Consider the following 22,478-nt stretch of genomic DNA (forward strand, 5'->3'; position numbering starts at 1 on the left):
CCGAAAGGCGCTCAACCCTCCATGCCCGAGCTGGTGTTCTTCTCCGGAACGATGGACTGCGGGAAGTCGACGCTGGCTCTCCAGATCGAGCACAACCGCTCCGCCCGCGGGCTCCAGGGCATGATCTTCTCCCGCGACGACCGCGCCGGCCACGGCAAGCTGTCCTCACGCCTCGGCCTGGTCACGGACGCCGTGGAGGTCGAGGACGGACAGGACCTCTACACCTACCTCGTCGACCACCTCTCGCGGGGCGGCCGCGCCGACTACGTGATCGCCGACGAGGCGCAGTTCCTCGCACCGGAGCAGATCGACCAACTCGCGCGTGTCGTGGACGACCTGGGGCTCGACGTCTACGCCTTCGGCATCACCACCGACTTCCGCTCCAAGCTGTTCCCCGGCTCCCAGCGGCTGGTGGAACTGGCCGACCGGGTCGAGGTGCTCCAGGTCGAGGCCCTGTGCTGGTGCGGGGCGCGCGCCACGCACAACGCCCGCACGATAGGCGGCGTCATGGTCGTCGAGGGCGCCCAGGTGGTCGTCGGCGACGTCACCCACTCCGCCGACGAGGTCGGCTACGAGGTGCTGTGCCGCCGCCACCACCGCCGCCGCATGACGGCCGCGACGGCCCGCGCGGCGGCCCTGTCCCCGGACGTCCTGCCGGTGACGTCCGCCTGAACCCGGTGCCGGGCAGGGGCACGCGGCCGGTCAGTCCGGCCGCTGGAGCAGCGCGAACCGCGCTCCCTCCGGATCCGCCACCGCAACCACCCGTCCCTGCGGGGTGTCCCGCACCGGCTGCAGGACGGTCCCGCCCAGGTGGACGAGGTGGTCCAGGGCGTCCGCGACGTCGTCGACCTGGAAGTACGTCACCCAGTGCGGTCCCCGGTCGCGGGGCAGAGACTGCCCCAGGCCGTGGACACCGGCGACGGGCCGGCCGCCGAGGTGCAGCGTGACGTAGTCGAAGTCGGCGGAGACCACCGGCTCCTCCTCGTAGCCGAACACCGTCCGGTAGAACTTGGCGACGGTCGCCGACTCGAAGGTGAGCAGCTCGTTCCAGGCGGGTGTGCCGGGGAGGTCCGAGACGGCCGTGCCGAGGTGCGCGGCGGCCTGCCAGACGCCGAAGACCGCGCCCGAGGGGTCGGAGCCGATCGCCAGCCGGCCGGCGTCGGCGGCGTCCAGCGGGCCCACGCCGATCGTGCCGCCGCAGCTGCGCACCGTCTCGGCCGTCAGATCGGCGTCGCGCGAGGCGAAGTAGGGGGTCCACGCGATGGGCAGGTGCCGGTCCGGCGGCAGTTGCCCGATGCCGGCCACCTCCCGCCCGTCGAGCAGCGCGCGCACGTACGGGCCGAGCTGCTGGGGGCCGGGCCGGAACTCCCAGCCGAACAGCGCTCCGTAGAACTCCTCGGTCGTGGCCAGGCCGTGCACCATCAGGCTCGCCCAGCAGGGCGTGCCGGGCGCGTGGCCAGCGGGTGGTGCGCCGTTCGGGCCGGTGGACGCCGGTGCGTCGCTCATCGTCACTCTCTTCTCGGCCTAGTGGTGGCCGGTGCTCTCCGCAGCCCTCGTGGGGCTCGCTGTGCGGGACGACCCACGTCCGGGAGAATGCCCGATGTGCGGGGCGCTGTCCCTTGCGGCGCGCTTGTCAGCAGGTGTCGTTCAGCTGTACAGCATGTGCTTGTTCCCGTACGCCGCGTGATCGACCCGGTTCGGCGGAGCAGAGTAGCCGGACCGCGACGGCTCGGCCACCCGGTGCGCGAGGATGGGGACCATGAACGCCATCATTTCCGCAGCCGACCTCGCGAGCGGTCTGACGGGCCCCAACCCGCCTGTCCTGCTCGACGTCCGCTGGCAGCTCACCGCCGCCAAGGCCTCCGGTGAGCCGCCGTTCGACGGGCGGGCCGCGTACGAGGCAGGGCACCTGCCGGGGGCCGTCTACGTCGATCTGGACCGGGAGTTGGCCTCGGCTCCGGGTGCGGGCGGCCGGCATCCGCTGCCCGACCTCGCCTGTTTCGGCGCGGCGATGCGCCGGGCGGGCGTGTCGTCCCGTAGGCCGGTGGTCGTCTACGACGGCGGCCAGGGCTGGGCGGCGGCCCGGGCGTGGTGGCTGCTGCGCTGGACGGGTCACCCGGACGTGCGAGTCCTCGACGGCGGGTTGCCGGCGTGGGAGGGGCCGTTGGAGAAGAGCGTGCCGGCCCCGGCGGAGGGCGACTTCACTCCCGAGCCGGGGGCCGCGGGGCTGCTCGACGCGGATGCCGCGGCGGCGCTGGCGCGGTCCGGGGTGCTGCTGGACGCTCGGGCGGGGGAGCGGTACCGGGGCGAGGTGGAGCCGATCGATCCGGTGGCCGGGCACATTCCGGGCGCGGTGTCGGCGCCCACGACCCAGAACGTGGGCGCCGACGGCCGTTTCCTGCCCGCCGAGACGCTCCGGGAGCGCTTCAAGGGCCTCGGGGTGTCGGAGGGTTCGCGGGTCGGCGTGTACTGCGGGTCGGGCGTGTCGGCGGCGCACCAGGTGCTGGCGCTCGCGATCGCGGGCCTCCCGGCGGAGCTGTACGTGGGCTCGTGGTCGGAGTGGTCCTCGGACCCGGACCGCCCGGTCGCGGTGGGGCCCGACCCGCAGTGAGCACACGCGCGTAAGGGCCGCGCCTTGCGCGCGCGGCCCCCACACGTACGACGACCGGCCCGGCTACTCCTGCTTCTTGCGCCGGGTACCGAACACGATCTCGTCCCAGCTCGGCACGGCCGCTCTGCGGCCCGGGCGGACGCCGTCGGCCTCCGCCTGTCGGTCGGTGGCGCCGATGAGCCGGTCACGGTGGCTGCCCACGGACCGCGGCATGAGGACGTCCGCGTACGCGGAACCGGCCGAGGCGGCGGGAGCCGGGGGCTCCTCCTCCTCGGGTTCGACGGCGGGCTCGTCGTCGGGTTCCGGCGAGGGACGCTCCGGGACCACCAGGTCGCCGCGGAAACTCGGCACGGCCTCCAGCAGGCTGGTCAGCGAGTCCCGTTCGCTGGAGGCCGTGATGGCCAGGGCCTCCTCGTCGGGCTCCGAGGCCGCGGGCAGGCTCGGGCGCTCGCGGTCGCCGGGGCGGTCCAGCGGCCGGTCGCGCGGCAGCCGTGCGATCCGCGGCACGAACGGGAAGCTGGGTTCGGGCGCGGCCAGGTCGTCGGACTCGCCGATCAGCGAGCGGGCCTCGTCGTCGACGGCCTGGACGAGCCGCCGGGGCGGGTCGTACGTCCAGCTCGCCGAGTGCGGCTCGCCCGCGACGCGGTAGACCAGCAGGACCTCCCACGTGCCGTCGTCACGACGCCACGAGTCCCACTGGACGGTGTCCTTGTCGGCCCCGCGCAGCAGCAGCCGCTCCTGCACGGCCTCGCCCAGCGGCGGACCGGAGTTCTCGCCGGGGCGGCGGACCGGGGTCTTGCGCGCCCGCTCGGCCATGAAGGCCCGCTCGGCGAGCACCGGGCCCTCGAAGCGGCGGACCCGGTCGACGGGGATGCCGGCCATCTGCGCGACCTCTTCCGCGGTCGCGCCGGCACGTATACGCGCCTGGATGTCACGGGGGCGGAGGTGGCTCTCCACCTCGATCTCGATCTGGCCGAGGCGGGGACGGTCGCCGCGCACGGCGGCGCGGAGCCGTTCGTCGATCGGAAGCGTGTACTCCGTGCTGTCCGCAGCCTTCAGCACCAGCCGTGTGCCGTCATTCGAGACGGCCACGACACGCAGTTCGGGCATGGGGACCTCCCGGGTGGTGCCTGCCGACGTCACGTGCGTCGCTGCTTCCGCTAGTCGAGTGTGGCCTGCCCGGGTGCAGCCTGCCACAACCTTGCCGAGTTGCCCGGCGTGTCGGGCGCGGGCCCTGGATCGCCGTTATGGCACGGTTACCTATTCGCAACGCTAAGTGACGAACTCTGTCACCCTGCGCAACTAGCCCCCTCCCGGCGGTCCTTGAAGGCCCCGGGCACCCTGACGGGAGACCGGACCCAGGGCTCGCCACAGTACTCCATTTGGGCCACGTGCGTGGATTGGCACGCCGTCCAACTTCTGGCAAGAGCGGGGACTTGGCCGCCTCATGCCCCCGTTCCGCGATCTTGAACGTGGGGAACTTCACGCAATCGCCAGAACCGGAAATACGAGTTTCGGCCACTCGTCCCCTCCCTGTGCAGTTGATCGACCGGGTACGGGAAAGACGGGCAAGGGCCGAGCCCTCGGGTCCGGCTGCCGCAACGGCCGGACAATCACCTCCGCCACCCGGCGAGTTCACCCCGGACACCGTCCACCGCCCCCGGGCCAGGGGCTGGAAACGGCCGGTGCTCGCCGCGGCCCTCGTCTTCGGCGTCGCGATGGCCGGAATCACCACCTACGAACTGGTGGCCGGCCGCAACCCCGGCGGCGGCCGCAGCGCCACCGCCGGCGACGCCCTCTCGCCCGGGGGACCTCCGATGGTTCCGACGCGGGTTCGGAAGGTGACGGCGGCGCCACGGACGTTCCGTCCACCGGATCCGCGCCGGACGGGAACGTCTCGCCTCCCCCGGTGACTCCGGCGGCACCGCATCCTCCCCGGCCCCGACACCGAGCAGCACACCGGGAGCGAGGACCCGGGGCGCACCACTCCCAGCGCGTCGCCTACGCCCCCAGAACCCTCCGCAAGTAGTCGTTCCGGAACAGCCGATCGGGATCCAGACGGTCCCGCAGCGCCGTGAACTCGCCGAAGCGCGGATACACCCGGGAGAGGTACTCCGCGTCCCGGGTGTGGATCTTGCCCCAGTGCGGGCGGCCCTCGTGGGCGGTGAAGATGCGCTCGGCCGCGGTGAAGTACCGGTGGTAGGGCGTGCCCCGGAACATGTGCACGGCGATGTAGGCGCTGTCCCGGCCGGAGGCGGTGGAGAGCGTGATGTCGTCGGCCGGGGCGGTGCGCACCTCCACGGGGAAGCTGACCTTGAGGCCGGAGCGGTCCACCATGGCCTTCAGTTCGCGCAGCGTCTCGACGACGGCCGCGCGCGGAACGGCGTACTCCATCTCCACGAAGCGCACCCGGCGCGGGGACGTGAACACCTTGTGGGGGATGTCGGTGTACGTCCGCGCGGACAGGGCCCTGCTGGAGATCCGGGCGATCGTGGGGATCGTCGCGGGCACCGCCCGGCCCACCCAGTTGGCCACCTGGAAGACCCCGTTGGAGAGGAACTCGTCCTCGATCCAGCCCTTGAGCTGCGGCACGGGCTGCTCCGGGCCCGCGCTGCGGTTGTTGCGCTTGGTGTTGGTGCTGCCGGTGTGCGGGAACCAGTAGAACTCGAAGTGCTCGTTCTCGGCCCAGAGTTCCTCGAAGTCCGCCAGTACCCTCTCGAGCGGCATCGGTTCCTCACGGGCCGTGAGCAGGAAGACCGGCTCGACGGCGAAGGTGATCGCGGTGACGATGCCCAGAGCGCCCAGGCCGATGCGGGCGGCCGCGAAGACCTCCGGGTTCTCCTTCTCGGAGCAGGTGAGGACCGAGCCGTCCGCCGTGACCAGTTCCAGGCCCCTGATCTGGGCGGCGATCGACCCGGAGTCGCGGCCCGTGCCGTGGGTGCCCGTGCCGGTGGCGCCGGAGACGGTCTGCTCCATGATGTCGCCCATGTTCGTCAGCGACAGGCCCTCGCGCGCCAGGGCCACATTGAGTCGCTTGAGCGGGGTGCCGGCCTCCACCGTGACCGTCATGTTCTCCCGGTCGATCCTGCGGATGCCGGTCAACAGTTGAGGACGGATCAACACACCGTCCGTCGCGGCTATGGACGTGAAGGAATGTCCCGAGCCGACGGCCTTCACCGTCAGGCCGTCCTCGGCGGCCTGCCGCACGGCGGCGGCCAGCTCGTCGACGGAGGCCGGGGTGACCTCCCGCGCGGGACGCATCGAGACGTTGCCGCCCCAGTTACGCCACGTGCCGTTCTTTCCGTTCGCTGTGCTGCCCAACGGAGCCTCCCCGACCCGGAGCCGGCCGCGTGAGCCGACGGTAACCGAGGAAACCCACCGCGACCGCGACGGCCCCGGACACCGCCGGAACCCCGTACGCGGCGCGCGCCCCGGCGGCGTCGATGACCCAGCCGGCCGCGGAGGAGCCGAGCGCGACCCCCACCGCGAGCCCGGTGCTCACCCAGGTCATGCCCTCGGTGAGCTGCGCGCGTGGTACGTGCTCTTCGATGAGGGACATCGTCGTGATCATCGTCGGCGCGATGGACAGACCCGCAACGAACAGCGCCACGGCCAGGAACGGCAAGTTTCCGACCAGTAGAAGTGGGATCATACTCACGGCCATGGCGCACACGCCCAGCAACCACCGACGTTCCGGTGCCCCGGCGAAGTGCAGCAGCCCGAAGACCATGCCCGCCACGCAGGAACCCGCCGCGTACAGCGCGAGGACGACGCTCGCGGCGGCCTTGTGCCCCTCCTCGTCGGCGAAGGCCACGGTCACCACGTCGACGGCACCGAAGATCGCACCGGTGGCCACGAAGGTGGCCACCAGGACCTGCAGCCCCGGCGCGCGCAGCGCGCTGCCCCCGCCCTTGCGCTCGCGCGGATGCGGCTCGGGTTCGGTGGCGCGCTGCGCGGTCAGCCAGAAGACGCCCACCGCCAGGAAGCACGCGGCGAGCAGCGGACCGGCCTCGGGGAACCAGGCCGTGGACAGGCCGATGGAGATGATCGGCCCGAAGATGAAGCACACCTCGTCCACCACGGACTCGAAGGAGTACGCGGTGTGCAGCTGCGGTGTGCCCCGGTAGAGGGTCGCCCAGCGGGCCCGGATCATCGCGCCGACGCTCGGCACGCAGCCGATGCCGACACAGGCCACGAACAGGACCCAGTCCGGCCACGCGTAGTGCGCGGCGAGCAGCAGGAGGGCCGCCGCCGCGAGCGAGACCAGCGTCGCCGGGCGCAGCACCCGCCGCTGCCCGTACTGGTCCACCAGCCGCGAGACCTGCGGTCCGGCCACCGCGGCGGCCAGCGCGATCGTCGCCGACAGGGCACCGGCCAGGCCGTAGCGTCCGGTGAGTTGGGAGACCATCGTGACCACGCCGATGCCCATCATCGACAGTGGCATCCGGCCGAGGAAGCCCGCGGCGGAGAAGCCCTTGGTGCCGGGGGCGGCGAACAGGGCGCGGTAGGGGCTGGGCAACGGGGTCTCCGGAAAGGCTCAGTAAGCTGCGAACGCAGTCGACACAGCTTACGGCTCCGCACGTCCCTTGTGCACCTGTTCGACCGTTCCCGGACGGGCCCGCAGCGCGGCGCCGCGCGGGTACCACCCCGCCGTTTCCCGGCTGTCAGTGCAGGGTGGCAGGATCGGAGTCATGCCAGACGCGCGCGATGTCACCCCCTACGACGCCCTGCTCCTGCTCTCCTTCGGCGGCCCGGAAGGCCCGGACGACGTGGTCCCGTTCCTGGAGAACGTGACGCGCGGGCGCGGCATCCCCAAGGAGCGCCTCAAGGAGGTCGGGCAGCACTACTTCCTGTTCGGCGGGGTCAGCCCGATCAACGACCAGAACCGCGCCCTGCTGGACGCGCTGCGCAAGGACTTCGCCGAGCACGGCCTGGATCTTCCCGTCTACTGGGGCAACCGCAACTGGGCGCCGTACCTGACCGACACCCTGCGCGAGATGGTCCGCGACGGCCGCCGCCGCATCCTGGTGCTCGCCACCAGCGCCTACGCCTCGTACTCGGGCTGCCGCCAGTACCGCGAGAACCTCGCCGACGCGCTCGCCGCCCTGGAGAGCGAGGGCCTGGAGCTGCCGAGGGTCGACAAGCTGCGGCACTACTTCAACCACCCGGGCTTCCTGGAGCCCATGATCGACGGCGTGCTCCGCTCCCTCCAGGAGCTGCCCGAGGACGTCCGCGACGGGGCGCACCTGGCCTTCTCGACGCACTCGATCCCGACGGCCGCCGCCGACACCTCCGGGCCCCTGGAGGGACACGGCGACGGCGGTGCGTACGTGCGGCAGCACCTGGACGTGGCGCGGTTCATCGCCGAGGCGGTCCGGGAGCGCACCGGCGTGGACCACCCCTGGCAGCTCGTCTACCAGTCCCGCTCGGGCGCCCCGCACATCCCGTGGCTGGAGCCCGACATCTGCGACCACCTCCAGGAGCGGCACGCGGCCGGTGTCCCGGCCGTGGTGATCGCCCCCATCGGCTTCGTCTCCGACCACATGGAGGTCCTCTACGACCTCGACACGGAGGCCAAGGCCAAGGCGGAGGAACTGGGGCTGCCGATGCGCCGCTCGGCCACCGTCGGGGACGACCCGAGGTTCGCCGCCGCGGTCCGCGAGCTCGTCGTGGAGCGCGCCGCCGCCGAGCGCGGTGAGCAGGTCACGCCGTGCGCCCTGGGCTCCCTGGGCGCGAGCCACAACCTCTGCCCGGTCGGCTGCTGCCCGGCCCGTGCCCCCCGGCCCGCCGCGGCGGGCGCCGACAGCCCCTACGCGTGAGGAGCCCCGTGACCGACCCCCTGCACTCGGATCTGCTCGAACTCGCCCAGGAGGCCGCCCGCCGCGCCGGCGCGCTGCTGCGGGACGGCCGTCCGGCCGACCTGGCGGTGGCCGCGACCAAGTCCAGCCCCATCGACGTCGTCACGGAGATGGACATCGCGGCGGAGAAGCTGATCACCGGCCTGATCGCCGAGCGCCGCCCGGACGACGGCATCCTCGGCGAGGAGGGCGCCGCCACCGAAGGCACGAGCGGTGTCCGCTGGGTGATCGACCCGCTCGACGGCACGGTCAACTACCTCTACGGGCTGCCCACCTGGTCCGTCTCCGTCGCCGCCGAGCAGGACGGCGAGACCGTGGTCGGAGTCGTCACGGCCCCGATGCGCGGTGAGACGTTCCACGCGGTGCGCGGCCACGGCGCCTGGGCCACCGGCGCCTGGGACGGCGAACGCCGGCTGGCCTGCCGCCCCGCGCCGCCCCTGGACCAGGCCCTGGTCTCCACGGGTTTCAACTACGTGGCCGAGGTCCGCGCCCACCAGGCCGAGGTCGCCCGGCGGCTGATCCCGCTGCTGCGCGACATCCGGCGCGGCGGCTCGGCCGCGGTCGACCTGTGCGACCTGGCCGCGGGACGCCTCGACGGCTACTACGAGCGCGGCCTGCACGCCTGGGACCTCGCGGCGGGCGACCTGATCGCCCGGGAGGCGGGCGCGCTGACCGGTGGACGCCCCGGAGAGCGCCCTTCGGGCGAGCTCACGGTCGCCGGGACCCCCGGCGTCTTCGAGCCCCTCCAGCGCCTCCTGGAGGACTTCGGCGCCTGGCACGACTGAGGACGGCGCGCCCAGGGCGGCGGCAGCCCGACGCCGCCCGGCGGGCCGCCGACGGCACTGCGAACACCGCGTGAACATGCCGTAGGACAACTCGTGAACATGCCGTAGGACGACGCAGCGGGCCCCGGCGCTGGATTCGCCGGGGCCCGCCGCACGGTCCTTGATCAGACGCTCGTCGCGCCGACCTCCACACCGTGCTCGGCGGCGAGACGGCGCAGGTCGTCGAGCTCACCCTGCTCCACCTCGACGAGGAAGTCGTCGCCCTCGTCGCGAGCCCGGGACAGATCGGACTCGGTCGCCCTTATGCGCTGCAGAAGTCCTGCGGTGAATGCGTCCATGCTGCGCCCCCTCGTCCTGGGTCGTGGGTAGATGGCACGGGGGTGTGCCGTTCGGAAGGGACGATCACGTCTCCTGCGGATGCCCAGCGCCGCTCGGCCGGGCGGCGACGGTGCCGGACACCCACGCCCGCCCTGCGGAAGCGGATGGTGCGCACCGCATGGTGGTGCGGTACCTGCAGAGGGTGATCGTGGGATGTAAAGCCGTCCTCCCCAAGCACCCTTCCGTGGAAACCTAACCGGGGGAGAAAATCTCTTATTCCCCTGCCGCCCGCGCCGCTGCCGCCCGCGCCCCCGCACCCGCCTTACCTCCGACTTATGGCCGAAAAGGGCAGGATGGAGGGCAACACACCGACACCGTCGAAGACCCCTGCCCCCGTGCGCCCGAAGAGCGCTAGGCGGGTGGACATCAGGAAGGACAAGGGACGTGCGCGTACTCGTCGTCGAGGACGAGCAACTGCTCGCCGATGCGGTGGCCACCGGACTGCGCCGGGAGGCCATGGCCGTCGACGTCGTCTACGACGGTGCGGCCGCCCTGGAGCGCATCGGCGTCAACGACTACGACGTGGTCGTCCTCGACCGTGACCTCCCGCTCGTGCACGGCGACGACGTCTGCCGCAAGATCGTCGAACTCGGCATGCCCACACGCGTGCTGATGCTCACGGCCTCGGGCGACGTCAGCGACCGTGTGGAGGGTCTGGAGATCGGCGCGGACGACTACCTGCCCAAGCCGTTCGCCTTCAGCGAGCTCATCGCCCGCGTGCGCGCCCTCGGCCGGCGCACCAGCGTGCCCCTGCCGCCCGTGCTGGAGCGCGCCGGCATCAAGCTCGATCCCAACCGCCGCGAGGTCTTCCGCGACGGCAAGGAGGTCCAGCTCGCGCCGAAGGAGTTCGCCGTCCTGGAGGTGCTCATGCGCAGCGAGGGCGCCGTCGTCTCGGCGGAACAACTCCTGGAGAAGGCCTGGGACGAGAACACCGACCCGTTCACCAACGTCGTGCGCGTGACGGTCATGACCCTGCGCCGCAAGCTCGGCGAGCCGCCCGTCATCGTCACCGTCCCCGGCTCCGGCTACCGGATCTGATCCCCGGTGGCAGCTACCCCCGCGCCTCCGCAGGCGCCCCCGAAACCCACCTGGGACCCCAGAAGGCCCGTACCGCCCTTCCCGTGGCTGCGCCCGACCATCCGCATACGGCTGACGCTGCTGTACGGCGGCATGTTCCTGATCGCCGGCATCCTGCTGCTGTCGATCATCTACCTGCTCGCGGCGCAGGCGCTGAACGTGGGCAGCGACCTGCCGTTCAAGATCGTCGAGGGCAAGGTCACCAGCGACATCTGCAACCTGCCCGACCAGGCCTCGCCCAGTGAGTTCAACAACGCCATGAACCACTGCGTCAACGAGCAGCGCCAGAGCGCCCTGGACAACCTGCTCAGCCGCTCGCTGCTGGCGCTTCTGGGCCTCGCGGTCATCGCCTTCGCCTTCGGCTACGCCATGGCCGGGCGCGTCCTGTCGCCGCTGGGCCGGATCACCCGCACCGCCCGCGCGGTGGCGGGCTCGGACCTGTCCCGCCGGATCGAGCTGGACGGCCCGGACGACGAGCTGAAGGAGCTGGCCGACACCTTCGACGACATGCTGGAGCGGCTCCAGCGCGCCTTCACCGCCCAGCAGCGCTTCGTCGGCAACGCCTCGCACGAACTGAGAACGCCCCTGGCGATCAACCGCACCCTGCTGGAGGTGCACCTGTCCGACCCGGGCGCCCCGGTGGAGCTCCAGCAGCTCGGCAAGACGCTGCTGGCCACCAACGAGCGCAGCGAGCAGCTGGTGGAGGGCCTGCTGCTGCTCGCCCGCAGCGACAACCAGATCGTCGAGCGGGGCCCGGTGGACTTGGCCGAGGTCGCCGGGCAGGCCATCGACCAGGTGCACGGGGAGGCCGAGAGCAAGGGCGTCACCATCCGCGGCGAGCAGAAGCCCGCGGTCGTCCAGGGCAACGGCGTGCTGCTGGAGCGGATCGCGCTCAACCTGCTGCAGAACGCCGTGCGCTACAACGTGCCCGAGGGCGGCTGGGTCGAGGTCACCACCGACGTCCAGCACGGCCAGGCGGTCCTGGTCGTGTCCAACACGGGCCCGGTGGTGCCGGCGTACGAGATCGACAACCTCTTCGAGCCGTTCCGGCGGCTGCGCACCGAGCGCACGGGCAGCGACAAGGGCGTGGGGCTCGGTCTGTCCATCGTCCGCTCCGTGGCCCGGGCGCACGGCGGGCACATCTTCGCCCAGCCTCGGGAGGGAGGGGGGCTCGTGATGCGAGTCACGCTGCCCATCTGAGATCATGGCGCCGATCAACTCGGCGACACACGGGGATGTTCGCTTTGCGCGGAATTTCGCGAGGTGCGCCGCATCGAATCCGTGTGTGATCGATCACAGGGACGCCTTTCCGGTCATCTACTCTCCGTGATCATGCACCCTGTCGGAAAGCCGGGAAAATCCCGGTTTCCGGGGGTCTTGATCACGGGAAGTACACGGTGAGACGCCTTTGAAGTGCGGCATTCGGACCGTGTACGGTCCCCATCGCCATCCAAGCCGATCACTCGTGAGGAGTCCGGTTGGGTGTCGATTGAGTAACAGACCTTGATGTGAGGCAAAATCTCCGCCTCAGGTCGGGCACAAGTCCGGCCTCTCACGCGTTACGTGCGCTGGAGACACCGCAGACACCCAGAGGGGGAGAGCGACATGGCAACCGATTACGACACTCCACGCAAGACCGACGACGACGTCGACTCGGACAGTCTCGAGGAACTGAAGGCCCGGAGGAACGACAAGTCGGCCTCCGCCGTTGACGTCGACGAATTCGAGGCCGCCGAAGGTCTCGAACTGCCCGGAGCGGACCTCTCGAACGAGGAGCTGGCCGTCCGGGTGCTCCCGAAGCAGCAGGACGAGTTCACGTGCATGAGCTGCTTCCTGGTGCACCACCGCAGCCAGCTGGCCCGGGAGAAGAACGGTCAGCCGATCTGCCGCGACTGCGACTGAGGGCGGGTCGGCCGTGACTGGCTCGACCCCTCCCTGGAAGCGCCGCTTCTCCAAGCGGAAGGCGGACGAAGGGCCGATGGACGACGGCCCGCAGTACGGCGCGCGTGACGACGGGCGAGGCTCCACCGGTACGGGGGCGGCCTCGCTCGAACCGGCAGCGGACCGGGGTGACCTCCCGGCATCCGTGGACGTCCCCGCACCCGTCGCCCGACGGCGGGCGGGGGCGATCCGGGAGCGGGCCAGACGCAGCGCCCGCAAGGGCGGCGAGAGGGCCCGGGCGGGGCTCGCGTTCCTCGCCGACCGGATCATCGAACTGGCCCCGCGAATCCCCGTGCGGGACCTGGCGACGCTGCGCAGGCAGTTCCCGGGCCTCGGGCCCGAGGAGCTGGCGGACAAGCTCGTCGCGGGCGCGGCGAAGGCGACGGCGACGGTCGGGGCCGGCGTCGGCGCGGCGGCCATGCTGCCCGTGCCGCCCGCGATGCCGACGGAACTGGCCGCCGAGGTCACCGGCGTCGCCGCGATCGAGCTGAAGCTGATCGCCGAACTCCACGAGGTCTACGGCGTACGGCCGCCCGGCAACCTCAAGCAGCGCAGCACCGCCTACCTCGACTCGTGGTCGGGGGAGCGCGGCATCGACACGACCAAGCCGTCGACCTACAGCACGGCGCTGAACAGCCGCATGAAGCGCGAGCTGCGCCAGCGGATCATGAAGCGGATGGTCCGCAACATGCCGAACCTGATGCCGTTCCTGGTGGGTGCCGCCGTGGGCGCGGCCATGAACCGCAGCGAGACGAGAAAGCTCGCCGCGCGGATCCGTGAGGACCTGCGCAGGATCCAGGTGCCCTGGGACGCCCTGGACGCGCTGCCCGCCCTGGAACAGCCGGCGGACGCCCTGCGGATGGGCGCGATCACCCACGACCCCCTGGGCCACCACGACGACGAGCCCGAGGGCGGCGTGGACGGCAGGCGCGACGGCGGGCGGTGAGGCCCGCCGTCCGTCTCCGGAGGAAAGCCCGCGCCGACCGGAGGGAAGTTCGCCGACCAGGACAGGTCACCACCTGGCGGGCGAGGCCCAGAGCCGCCGGGTAAGTCCCCGAGCGGCTGTGCTACTGCGGCTTCGCCGCGCGCAGCGCCTGCGCAAGCCGCTCCGGCTCGCGCGTGGACAGGTACAGGTAGGGCGTCGGATCCTGCGGGTCCGTGACCTCCACGCGCAGGGCCGTGGGGATGTAGGCGCGCAGCAGCAGGAAGGCGCGCGGATCGGCCTTGTGGGTGCGCCAGGCGCGGGCCTCCTCCGCGTCCAGCACCTCCGCCTCGCCCAGTGCCGCCAGCGGGATCCGCGCCTCCCCGGCGATCAGGGAATCGCCCACGACACGGATGCGGACCGAGCCGTAGGAACTCGCGGCGACGGCCGCGACCGCGGTGCCCCCGGCCAGCCCGCCGAGCATCGGCAGCGTGCCGAACGGGAGCAGGACCAGGGCCATGGAGACGCCCACGAGGAACGAGATCAGCCACCAGGTCCGCGGGGCGGTGAGGCGTTCTTCGTAGGGGGCGGCGGAGAGCTGCATGGAGCCAAGCTTGGCACGGTGTCCGGAAGGGGCCGACGCGCGGGTAAGGTCTGCGCCTGTGAGTGGTACTTCCGCAGCCCTTCAGCCCCCGGCCGAGGCCGTCCGACCGGTGCGGCATCCGGACGCCCCGGCGCCCGGCGAGCTCCTCGGTGCGCACTACGGCCAGTGTTTCGGCTGTGGCGGGGACCAGCCGCACGGGCTGCACCTTCAGGCCCGGGCCGGCGAGGGCGTCTCCCTCACCGCCGAGTTCACCGTGCAGCCCGCCCACCAGGGGGCACCGGGCCTGGCGCACGGCGGTGTGCTCGCCAGTGCGCTGGACGAGACCCTCGGCTCGCTGAACTGGCTGCTGCGCACGATCGCCGTGACCGGACGGCTGGAGACCGACTTCGTGCGGCCGGTGCCGGTCGGCACCACGCTGCACCTGGAGGCCGAGGTGACGGCGGTGGCCGGGCGGAAGATCTACTCGACCGCGACCGGCCGGGTGGGCGGCCCCGACGGTCCCGTCGCGGTGCGCGCCGACGCGCTCTTCATCGAGGTGAAGGTCGACCACTTCGTCGACCACGGCCGCCAGGAGGAGATCCAGGCGGCCATGAACGACCCGGACCAGGTCCGGCGCACGCGTGCCTTCGAGGTGAACCCGTGAGCCGCCGGCCCGTGGACGTGCTGATCCGGCGCGTCGATCCGGACGTACCGCTCCCGTCGTACGCGCACCCCGGTGACGCGGGAGCCGATCTGCGTACCACCGAGGCGTGCGAACTGGCGCCCGGGGAGCGGGCCGTGCTGCCCACGGGGGTGTCTGTGGCGCTGCCCGAGGGGTACGCGGCCTTCGTGCACCCGCGATCCGGCCTGGCCGCGCGCTGCGGCGTCGCCCTGGTGAATGCCCCGGGGACGGTTGATGCCGGGTACCGTGGGGAGATCAAGGTGATCGTGGTGAATCTCGACCCGCGCGAGGCCGTGCGGTTCGAGCGCTTCGACCGGATCGCCCAACTGGTCGTCCAGCAGGTCGAGAGGGTCCGCTTCCAGGAGGTGGCGGAGCTTCCCGGCTCCGCGCGGGCCGAGGGGGGCTTCGGGTCCACCGGAGGCCATGCGGCGGTGGACGGCAGCGGCACAAGCGGTCAGGCCGCCCTGGGCGGTCAGGCGGGTGGGAATCGATACGCTTCGGTCGTATCCGACCGGGAAGGACAGTGACGTGTTCGGACGTCGCAAGAAGAGGGATGCCGCCGAGGACGCGGCCGGCGAGGCCGAGCAGGTCGTCGACGGTGTCGACACCGAGGCGGACGAAGAGGGCGGGCGCCTGAGGCTCGAACCGGCGCCGCGCCCCGACGGACCCTGGGACAGCTCCGAGGTGCGCGACCCGGCCGAGGGCCGGGTGGACCTGGGGGGCCTGTTCGTGCCGGGCGTCGACGGCATGGAGCTCAGGGTCGAGGTCGCGGGCGACGCGATCGTCGCGGCGACGGTCGTGCTGCGCGACAGCGCCATCCAGTTGCAGGCCTTCGCCGCGCCCAAGCGCGAGGGTATCTGGGGCGAGGTGCGCGAGGAGATCGGCACCGGCATCACCCAGCAGGGCGGCATCGTCGACGAGGTCGAGGGTCCGCTGGGCTGGGAGCTGCGTGCCCAGGTACCCGTCCAGCTGCCGGACGGCACCGGCGGCTTCCAGGTCGTGCGGTTCGTCGGCGTCGACGGCCCCCGCTGGTTCCTGCGCGGGGTCATCTCCGGCCAGGGCGCGGTGCAGCCGCAGGCCGCAGGGCTGCTGGAGCAGATCTTCCGGGACACGGTCGTGGTCCGCGGCGAGGGCCCTATGGCGCCCCGCGACCCGATCGTCCTGAAGCTGCCGAACGACGCCCAGATGGTGCCCGAGGGCGTGCAGCAGGAGGAGGGCTCCCGTTTCGCCGGCGGAATGGGCCAGCTCCAGCGCGGACCGGAGATCACCGAGGTCCGCTGACCCGCAGAGACACACCAGGGCCGCACCCCGCCGGGGGCGCGGCCCTTTCTCGTGCGCGGAGCCTTGACGGCGCATTGGTCTGTACCTACCGTCTCCGACCACGCGCCCGTTCATAAAGGCGCTTCGCGTTCACATACGAGAACGGAAGGCCCCCCACGCATGCGCAGAACCGCTCTCTTCGCGGCCGCGGCCGCCCTCGTCGCCGGAGTCCTCGCCTGGCCCGCCGGAGCCGCCCCCAGCGCCCCTGCCGCGCCCGCGGCCTTCGTCCACCCCGGCGTCACCGTCTCCAAGGGCCAGTTGGACTTCGCCCGGTCCAAGGTCACCGCCGGTGCCCAGCCCTGGAAAAGCGCCTTCGACCAGATGATGGCGAGCAGGTACGCCGACCTGAACCGCACGCCCAAGCCCCGGGCGGTCGTCGAGTGCGGCTCGTACTCCAACCCCAACTACGGCTGCACCGACGAACGCGAGGACGCGATCGCCGCGTACACCCACGCCCTGGCCTGGTACATCACGCGCGACGAACGGCACGCGCGCAAGGCCATCGAGCTGATGGACGCCTGGTCCGCCGTGATCCGCGACCACACCAACAGCAACGCGCCCCTGCAGACCGGCTGGGCCGGCTCCTCCTGGCCCAGGGCCGCCGAGATCATCAAGTACACGTACACCGGGACCTGGGCCAACTCCGGGCGCTTCGCCACCATGCTCCGCACCGTCTACCTGCCCGAGATCATCAACGGCTCCCACTCCAACGGGAACTGGGAGCTGTCGATGATGGAGGCCGCCATCGGCATCGCGGTCTTCCTGGAGGACAAGGCGTCCTACGACAAGGCCATGGCGAAGTTCCGCACCCGGACGGCCGCCTACGTCTACCTGGAGTCCGACGGCGCGCTGCCGAAGACCGTCCCCGGCCAGAACCTCGACACCCGCGACAAGATCGTCAAGTACTGGCAGGGGCAGTCGACCTTCGTCAACGGGCTCAGTCAGGAGACCTGCCGCGACTTCACGCACACCGGCTACGGCCTCTCGGCCATCTCGCACGTCGCCGAGACCAGCCGGATCCAGGGCCAGGACCTCTACGGCACGGACGTGGGGGAGCGGCTGCGGCACGGGCTCGGCTTCCACGCCAAGTACGAGCTCGGCGGCGCCGTCCCGAGCTGGCTGTGCGGCGGCTCGCTCAAGCCCGGACTCGGCCCGATAACCGAGGTCGGCCACAACGCCCTCGCCAACCGCCTCGGGCACGCCATGACCAACACCGAGACCCTGACCCTGCGCGGCCGCCCGGCCGGCAGCAACAACCTCTTCGTCGCCTGGGAGACCCTGACCCACGGCGACAACCCCGCCTGAGGCCTCCGCCCGGCCGGGCGCGTCAGGGTTCCGTCAAAGACGGCCCCGCGGACCCGCCCGGCACCGGCACGCCGCCCCGGCCGGCCGTAAGGTCGACGCTGCGCAGGCAGCGGAGCCCGATGCTGCGCGGGCAGCGGACCGGAAGACAATGGGGCCATGGCACGCGGCAAGCTACGGATCTACCTCGGTGCGGCACCGGGCGTCGGCAAGACGTACGCGATGCTGTCCGAGGCGCACCGCCGCGTCGAGCGGGGCACCGACTGCGTGGTCGCCTTCGTCGAGCACCACGGCCGGCCCCGCACCGAGGTGATGCTGCGCGGCCTGGAGCAGGTGCCGCGCCGGGAGCTGGAGTACCGCGGGGGCGTCTTCCCCGAGATGGACCTCGACGCCGTGCTCGCCCGCGGCCCCCAGGTCGCCCTGGTGGACGAACTCGCCCACACCAACGTCCCCGGCTCCCGCAACGCCAAGCGCTGGCAGGACGTGGAGGAACTGCTGGCGGCCGGCATCGACGTGGTCTCGACCGTCAACATCCAGCACCTGGAGTCCCTCGGCGACGTCGTCGAGTCGATCACCGGCGTGCGGCAGCAGGAAACCGTGCCGGACGAGGTGGTGCGGCGGGCCGACCAGGTCGAGCTGGTCGACATGTCGCCCGAGGCGCTGCGGCGAAGGATGGCGCACGGCAACATCTACCAGCCCGACAAGGTCGACGCGGCCCTGTCGAACTACTTCCGCCCCGGCAACCTCACCGCCCTGCGCGAGCTGGCCCTGCTGTGGGTGGCCGACCGGGTCGACGCCCACCTCACCCAGTACCGCAGCGAGCACCGGGTCTCGCGGATCTGGGGCTCGCGGGAGCGGATCGTGGTCGGCCTGACCGGCGGCCCCGAGGGCCGTACGCTCATCCGCCGCGCCGCCCGGCTGGCCGAGAAGGGCGCCGGCGGTGAGGTGCTCGCCGTCTACATAGCGCGCAGCGACGGGCTGGCCTCCGCCTCGCCCAAGGAACTGGCCCTCCAGCGGACGCTGGCCGAGGACCTCGGCGGCACCTTCCACCACGTGGTCGGCGACGACATACCGGCCGCTCTGCTCTCCTTCGCCCGCGGCGTGAACGCCACTCAGATCGTCCTCGGCTCCTCCCGCCGCAAGACCTGGCAGTACGTCTTCGGGCCCGGCGTCGGCGCCACCGTCGCGCGGGAGTCCGGGCCCGACCTCGACGTGCACATCGTCACCCATGACGAGGTCGCCAAGGGCCGCGGCCTGCCGGTGGCCCGGGGCGTGCGCCTCGGGCGGTCCCGGCGGGTGTGGGGCTGGATCGCCGGTGTCGCCGGGCCGCTGGTCCTGACGGCGCTGCTGAGCACCGTCGACCTCGGCCTCGCCAACGACATGCTGCTGTTCCTGGCGCTGACGGTGGCGGCGGCCCTGCTCGGCGGGCTGGCGCCCGCCCTGGCCTCGGCGGCCGTCGGGTCGCTGCTGCTGAACTACTTCTACACACCGCCGTTGCACCGGTGGACCATCGCCGACCCGAAGAACATCGTCGCCATCGTGATCTTCGTGGCCGTCGGCGCGGCGGTGGCCTCCGTGGTCGACCTCGCCGCCCGCCGCACCCACCAGGCGGCCCGGCTGCGGGCCGAGTCGGAGATCCTGTCGTTCCTCGCGGGCAACGTGCTGCGCGGCGAGACCGGACTGGAGGAGCTGCTGGAACGGGTCCGGGAGACCTTCGGCATGGAGTCCGCCGCCCTGCTGGAACGGGCCGGCGACGTCGAGCCGTGGACCTGCGCAGGCCGCGTCGGCCAGGGGCGCGCCGTCGAGCGGCCCGATCAGGCGGACGTGGACATGCCGGTCGGGGACCACATGGCCCTCGCGCTGACCGGCCGGGTCCTGCCCGCCGAGGACCGCCGGGTGCTGGCCGCCTTCGCCGCCCAGGCCGCCGTCGTGCTGGACCGGCGCCGGCTCCGTGAGGAGGCCGACCGGGCCCGGGGGCTCGCCGAGGGCAACCGCATCCGCACGGCGCTGCTGGCCGCCGTCAGCCACGACCTGCGCACACCGCTGGCCGGGATCAAGGCGGCGGTGTCCTCGCTGCGGTCCGAGGACGTCGAGTGGTCCGAGGAGGACCGGGCCGAGCTGCTGGGGGGCATCGAGGAGGGCGCCGACCGGCTCGACCACCTCGTGGGGAACCTGCTCGACATGTCCCGCCTGCAGACCGGCACCGTCACCCCGCTGATCCGGGAGATCGACCTCGACGAGGTGGCGCCGATGGCGCTCGGCGGCGTGCCCGAGGGCAGTGTCGACCTGGACGTGCCGGAGAGCCTGCCCATGGTCGAGGTCGACCCGGGTCTGCTGGAGCGGGCGATGGCCAACCTCGTCGAGAACGCCGTCAAGTACGGTCCGCCCGGCGTGCCCGTGCTGGTCGCCGCCAGCGCGCTCGCCGAGCGGGTCGAGGTGCGGGTGGTCGACCGGGGGCCGGGCGTCCCGGACACGGCGAAGGAACGTATCTTCGAACCCTTCCAGCGCTACGGCGACGCCCCGCGCGGCGCCGGCGTGGGTCTGGGGCTCGCGGTGGCGCGCGGCTTCGCCGAGGCCATGGGCGGCACCCTGAACGCCGAGGACACCCCCGGCGGCGGACTCACCATGGTCCTCACCCTCCGCGCGGCGGGAACGCGCCCGGAGCCGGTCCTCCCGGCGGAACCCGCGGCACCTCTGGCAGAACCGGAAAGGCAGGCCTCATGACCCGCGTCCTGGTGGTCGACGACGAGCCGCAGATCGTCCGCGCCCTCGTGATCAACCTCAAGGCACGCACGTACGAGGTCGACGCGGCCCACGACGGCGCCACGGCCCTCCAGCTCGCCGCGGCCCGCCACCCCGACGTGGTCGTCCTCGACCTCGGGCTGCCCGACATGGACGGTGTCGAGGTGATCAGGGGCCTGCGCGGCTGGACGCGGGTGCCGATCCTGGTGCTGTCCGCGCGGCACTCCTCCGACGAGAAGGTCGAGGCGCTGGACGCGGGCGCCGACGACTACGTCACCAAGCCGTTCGGCATGGACGAGCTGCTGGCGCGGCTGCGGGCCGCCGTGCGCCGGGCCGAGCCGGCCGGCGGCGGTGAGGGCGACGTGATCGTGGAGACCGGGGAGTTCACCGTCGACCTGGCCGCGAAGAAGGTCCACCGTGCCGGGAAGGACGTCCGCCTGACCCCCACCGAGTGGCACCTGCTGGAGGTCCTGGTGCGCAACAGCGGCCGCCTGGTCGGGCAGAGGCAGCTGCTGCAGGAGGTGTGGGGGCCGTCGTACGGGACGGAGACCAACTATCTGCGCGTGTACATGGCACAGCTGCGGAGGAAACTGGAGGCGGACCCGTCCCATCCCAAGCACTTCATCACGGAGCCGGGGATGGGCTACCGGTTCGAGAAGTGAGCCGTGCCCGCTCGACGGGGTCCCCGCCGCGGGGCTACGGAGATGTCGGCACGCCCCGGTACGCTTCAGATATGAGTGCTGTTCCTCGTTCCGAAAAGCCGGCGGGCCGGTTCCGGCGCATGCTCGACCGGCTCTCCTCGTCGCAGGAGGACCTGGAGTCCGAGGAACTGCGGGAGGACACCGCGACGGCCGGCTGTACCCGGATCGGAGACTGCCAGGACCGCCAGATAGTGACGGTTACTGGTACCTTGCGCACGGTCACCCTGCGCCCCCGCGCCGGAGTCCCGGCCCTGGAGGCCGAGCTGTTCGACGGCTCGGCCGCACTGGACGTGGTGTGGCTCGGCCGGCGGTCCATCGTGGGCATAGAGCCGGGCCGCAAGCTGATCGCATCGGGCCGGATCTCGATGAGCCGGGGCCGCCGGGTGCTGTTCAACCCCAAGTACGAACTCAGACCCCTCGGACGGGAGTAGCCGGTGACGTCGCTCGACAAGCCGACCGAAGAGAATTCTGCGGACGACGCCCGGGCGGTGACCGAGGCCGCCCTGTTCGAGGCGTTCGGCGGCGTGCGGGGCATGGTCGAGACGGTGGTGCCCGGCCTGCTCTTCGTCACCATCTACACGATCAACAAGGACCTGCACCTGTCGGCGATCGCGGCGCTGGCCGTGTCGCTGGTGCTGGTCGTGGTCCGGCTGGTGATGAAGGACACCGTCAAGCACGCCTTCAGCGGTGTCTTCGGTGTGGCCTTCGGTGTCGTCTTCGCGATGATGACCGGCAACGCCAAGGACTTCTACCTGCCCGGCATGCTCTACACGCTGGGCCTCGGGCTCGCGTACGTGATCACGGCCGTGTGCGGGGTGCCGCTGATCGGGCTGATCCTCGGCCCGGTCTTCAAGGAGAACCTCTCCTGGCGCACCCGGAACCCGGGGCGCAAGAAGGCGTACACGAAGGCCAGTTACGCCTGGGGCGCCATCCTGCTCGCCAAGTGCGCGATCCTCTTCCCGCTGTACTGGTGGGCCGACACGACGCAGCTGGGCTGGGTGCTGGTCGCCCTGAAGATCCCGCCCTTCCTGCTCGCGGTGTGGCTGACCTGGGTCTTCCTGGCCAAGGCGCCCGCGCCGATCGACGTGTTCGCGGAGATGGAGGCGGAGGAGAAGGCCGCCGAGGAGAGGGAACGGCAGGCCGCGGCCCGCTCCGCCGAGCAGTGATCCCGCTGAGCTGAGTGACGGACAGGGACCCCGCTGAGCTGAGTGGCGGGCGGGGTCCTCGCCGATCTGGTGACGGGCAGCGATCCCGCAGAACTGAGTGGAGGGGCGTCCCGCGTGGTGCGGGACGCCCCTTCCGTGTGTCTGCCCGGCCCGTCAGCTCGCCGCGCTGTCCCGGCGTACCGACAACAGGTCCTCCAGCTGTTCCTCACGGGCCTGCGCGGCCACGAAGAGGAGTTCGTCGCCCGCCTCCAGGGAGTCCTCCCGGGAGGGGGTCAGGACGCGCGTGCCGCGGATGATCGTGACCAGGGACGTGTCCTCGGGCCACTCGACGTCGCCCACCTGCGTGCCGGCCAGGGCCGACTCCTCCGGCAGGGTCAGCTCGACGAGGTTGGCGTCGCCGTGGCTGAAGC

At 72.0% G+C, this 22,478-nt stretch carries 23 protein-coding genes; 16 read left to right on the forward strand and 7 right to left on the reverse strand.

Going from position 1 to position 22,478, the window contains the following annotated elements:
• Positions 1-21 precede the first annotated feature (21 nt).
• Positions 22-672, forward strand: a complete 651-nt coding sequence (locus tag RIN80_RS06095; RefSeq protein ID WP_309094459.1) for a thymidine kinase — start codon at positions 22-24, stop codon at positions 670-672.
• Between the two features lie 30 nt (positions 673-702).
• Here the strand turns inward: RIN80_RS06095 and RIN80_RS06100 are convergent, their stop codons facing one another.
• The gene (locus RIN80_RS06100; RefSeq protein ID WP_309094460.1) at positions 703-1,506 is read right to left on the reverse strand and encodes a VOC family protein; all 804 of its coding nucleotides are present in this window, start codon (positions 1,504-1,506) and stop codon (positions 703-705) included.
• A gap of 253 nt (positions 1,507-1,759) precedes the next feature.
• Here RIN80_RS06100 and RIN80_RS06105 point away from each other — a divergent pair, with 253 nt between their 5' ends.
• Positions 1,760-2,611, forward strand: a complete 852-nt coding sequence (locus RIN80_RS06105; RefSeq protein WP_309094461.1) for a sulfurtransferase — start codon at positions 1,760-1,762, stop codon at positions 2,609-2,611.
• 63 nt (positions 2,612-2,674) lie between these two features.
• Here RIN80_RS06105 and sepH read toward each other — a convergent pair whose 3' ends face one another.
• The 3 genes from sepH to RIN80_RS06120 all read right to left on the reverse strand — a co-directional run bounded on the left by sepH (position 2,675) and on the right by RIN80_RS06120 (position 7,130).
• Complete coding sequence (gene sepH / locus RIN80_RS06110) at positions 2,675-3,721, reverse strand: septation protein SepH (protein WP_309094462.1); 1,047 nt, start codon at positions 3,719-3,721, stop codon at positions 2,675-2,677.
• 891 nt (positions 3,722-4,612) lie between these two features.
• Positions 4,613-5,872, reverse strand: coding sequence for a D-arabinono-1,4-lactone oxidase (locus RIN80_RS06115; protein WP_375141627.1), 1,260 nt, complete (start codon positions 5,870-5,872; stop codon positions 4,613-4,615).
• 19 nt (positions 5,873-5,891) lie between these two features.
• Positions 5,892-7,130: an MFS transporter gene (locus RIN80_RS06120; RefSeq protein WP_309094464.1), complete on the reverse strand. Its 1,239-nt coding sequence runs from the start codon at positions 7,128-7,130 to the stop codon at positions 5,892-5,894.
• A 172-nt stretch (positions 7,131-7,302) separates the two neighbouring features.
• Here RIN80_RS06120 and RIN80_RS06125 point away from each other — a divergent pair, with 172 nt between their 5' ends.
• A complete protein-coding gene (locus RIN80_RS06125) occupies positions 7,303-8,430 on the forward strand; it encodes a ferrochelatase (protein WP_309094465.1) in 1,128 nt (375 codons plus the stop codon).
• Between the two features lie 8 nt (positions 8,431-8,438).
• Positions 8,439-9,254: an inositol monophosphatase family protein gene (locus tag RIN80_RS06130; RefSeq protein WP_309094466.1), complete on the forward strand. Its 816-nt coding sequence runs from the start codon at positions 8,439-8,441 to the stop codon at positions 9,252-9,254.
• A 164-nt stretch (positions 9,255-9,418) separates the two neighbouring features.
• Here the strand turns inward: RIN80_RS06130 and RIN80_RS06135 are convergent, their stop codons facing one another.
• Entirely contained in the window at positions 9,419-9,592 is a 174-nt protein-coding gene (locus RIN80_RS06135) for a hypothetical protein (protein WP_010035018.1), read from the reverse strand.
• A gap of 424 nt (positions 9,593-10,016) precedes the next feature.
• Between RIN80_RS06135 and RIN80_RS06140 the strand changes: the two genes are divergently transcribed.
• From RIN80_RS06140 to RIN80_RS06155, 4 genes are all read left to right on the forward strand, one after another.
• Positions 10,017-10,670, forward strand: coding sequence for a response regulator transcription factor (locus RIN80_RS06140; RefSeq protein WP_003993508.1), 654 nt, complete (start codon positions 10,017-10,019; stop codon positions 10,668-10,670).
• A 6-nt stretch (positions 10,671-10,676) separates the two neighbouring features.
• Positions 10,677-11,909 carry a HAMP domain-containing sensor histidine kinase gene (locus RIN80_RS06145; RefSeq protein ID WP_309094467.1) on the forward strand — a complete coding sequence of 411 codons (1,233 nt, stop codon included), beginning with the start codon at positions 10,677-10,679 and terminating at the stop codon, positions 11,907-11,909.
• 405 nt (positions 11,910-12,314) lie between these two features.
• The gene (locus RIN80_RS06150) at positions 12,315-12,611 is read left to right on the forward strand and encodes a DUF4193 domain-containing protein (RefSeq protein WP_003993510.1); all 297 of its coding nucleotides are present in this window, start codon (positions 12,315-12,317) and stop codon (positions 12,609-12,611) included.
• A gap of 13 nt (positions 12,612-12,624) precedes the next feature.
• Positions 12,625-13,596, forward strand: coding sequence for a hypothetical protein (locus tag RIN80_RS06155; protein ID WP_309094468.1), 972 nt, complete (start codon positions 12,625-12,627; stop codon positions 13,594-13,596).
• A gap of 121 nt (positions 13,597-13,717) precedes the next feature.
• Here the strand turns inward: RIN80_RS06155 and RIN80_RS06160 are convergent, their stop codons facing one another.
• The gene (locus RIN80_RS06160; RefSeq protein WP_309094469.1) at positions 13,718-14,176 is read right to left on the reverse strand and encodes a DUF3093 domain-containing protein; all 459 of its coding nucleotides are present in this window, start codon (positions 14,174-14,176) and stop codon (positions 13,718-13,720) included.
• A gap of 58 nt (positions 14,177-14,234) precedes the next feature.
• Here RIN80_RS06160 and RIN80_RS06165 point away from each other — a divergent pair, with 58 nt between their 5' ends.
• The 8 genes from RIN80_RS06165 to RIN80_RS06200 all read left to right on the forward strand — a co-directional run bounded on the left by RIN80_RS06165 (position 14,235) and on the right by RIN80_RS06200 (position 22,068).
• Positions 14,235-14,819 (forward strand): PaaI family thioesterase, encoded by a 585-nt coding sequence (locus tag RIN80_RS06165; protein ID WP_309094470.1) that lies wholly within the window; start codon positions 14,235-14,237, stop codon positions 14,817-14,819.
• Positions 14,816-15,364 (forward strand): dUTP diphosphatase, encoded by a 549-nt coding sequence (gene dut, locus RIN80_RS06170; protein WP_309094471.1) that lies wholly within the window; start codon positions 14,816-14,818, stop codon positions 15,362-15,364. The genes RIN80_RS06165 and dut overlap by 4 nt, the downstream gene beginning before the upstream one ends.
• Before the next feature lies 1 nt (position 15,365).
• A complete protein-coding gene (locus RIN80_RS06175; protein ID WP_309094472.1) occupies positions 15,366-16,118 on the forward strand; it encodes a DUF3710 domain-containing protein in 753 nt (250 codons plus the stop codon).
• 159 nt (positions 16,119-16,277) lie between these two features.
• The gene (locus RIN80_RS06180) at positions 16,278-17,462 is read left to right on the forward strand and encodes an alginate lyase family protein (RefSeq protein ID WP_309094473.1); all 1,185 of its coding nucleotides are present in this window, start codon (positions 16,278-16,280) and stop codon (positions 17,460-17,462) included.
• Positions 17,463-17,618: 156 nt separating this feature from the next.
• Entirely contained in the window at positions 17,619-20,183 is a 2,565-nt protein-coding gene (locus tag RIN80_RS06185; RefSeq protein WP_309094474.1) for a sensor histidine kinase KdpD, read from the forward strand.
• Positions 20,180-20,863, forward strand: a complete 684-nt coding sequence (locus RIN80_RS06190; protein ID WP_309094475.1) for a response regulator — start codon at positions 20,180-20,182, stop codon at positions 20,861-20,863. Before RIN80_RS06185 ends, RIN80_RS06190 begins: the two co-directional genes overlap by 4 nt.
• Positions 20,864-20,934: 71 nt before the next feature.
• Positions 20,935-21,333, forward strand: a complete 399-nt coding sequence (locus RIN80_RS06195) for an OB-fold nucleic acid binding domain-containing protein (protein ID WP_094053908.1) — start codon at positions 20,935-20,937, stop codon at positions 21,331-21,333.
• 3 nt (positions 21,334-21,336) lie between these two features.
• On the forward strand, positions 21,337-22,068 hold the full coding sequence (locus RIN80_RS06200) for a DUF3159 domain-containing protein (protein WP_309094476.1): 732 nt from the start codon (positions 21,337-21,339) through the stop codon (positions 22,066-22,068).
• 153 nt (positions 22,069-22,221) lie between these two features.
• On the opposite strand, the gene RIN80_RS06205 is transcribed toward RIN80_RS06200, so the two are convergent.
• The coding region (locus RIN80_RS06205) for a TrkA C-terminal domain-containing protein (RefSeq protein ID WP_309094477.1) at positions 22,222-22,478 on the reverse strand (257 nt) is incomplete at its 5' end.

The organism is Streptomyces sp., assembly GCF_031181705.1.
GTDB lineage: Bacteria > Actinomycetota > Actinomycetes > Streptomycetales > Streptomycetaceae > Streptomyces.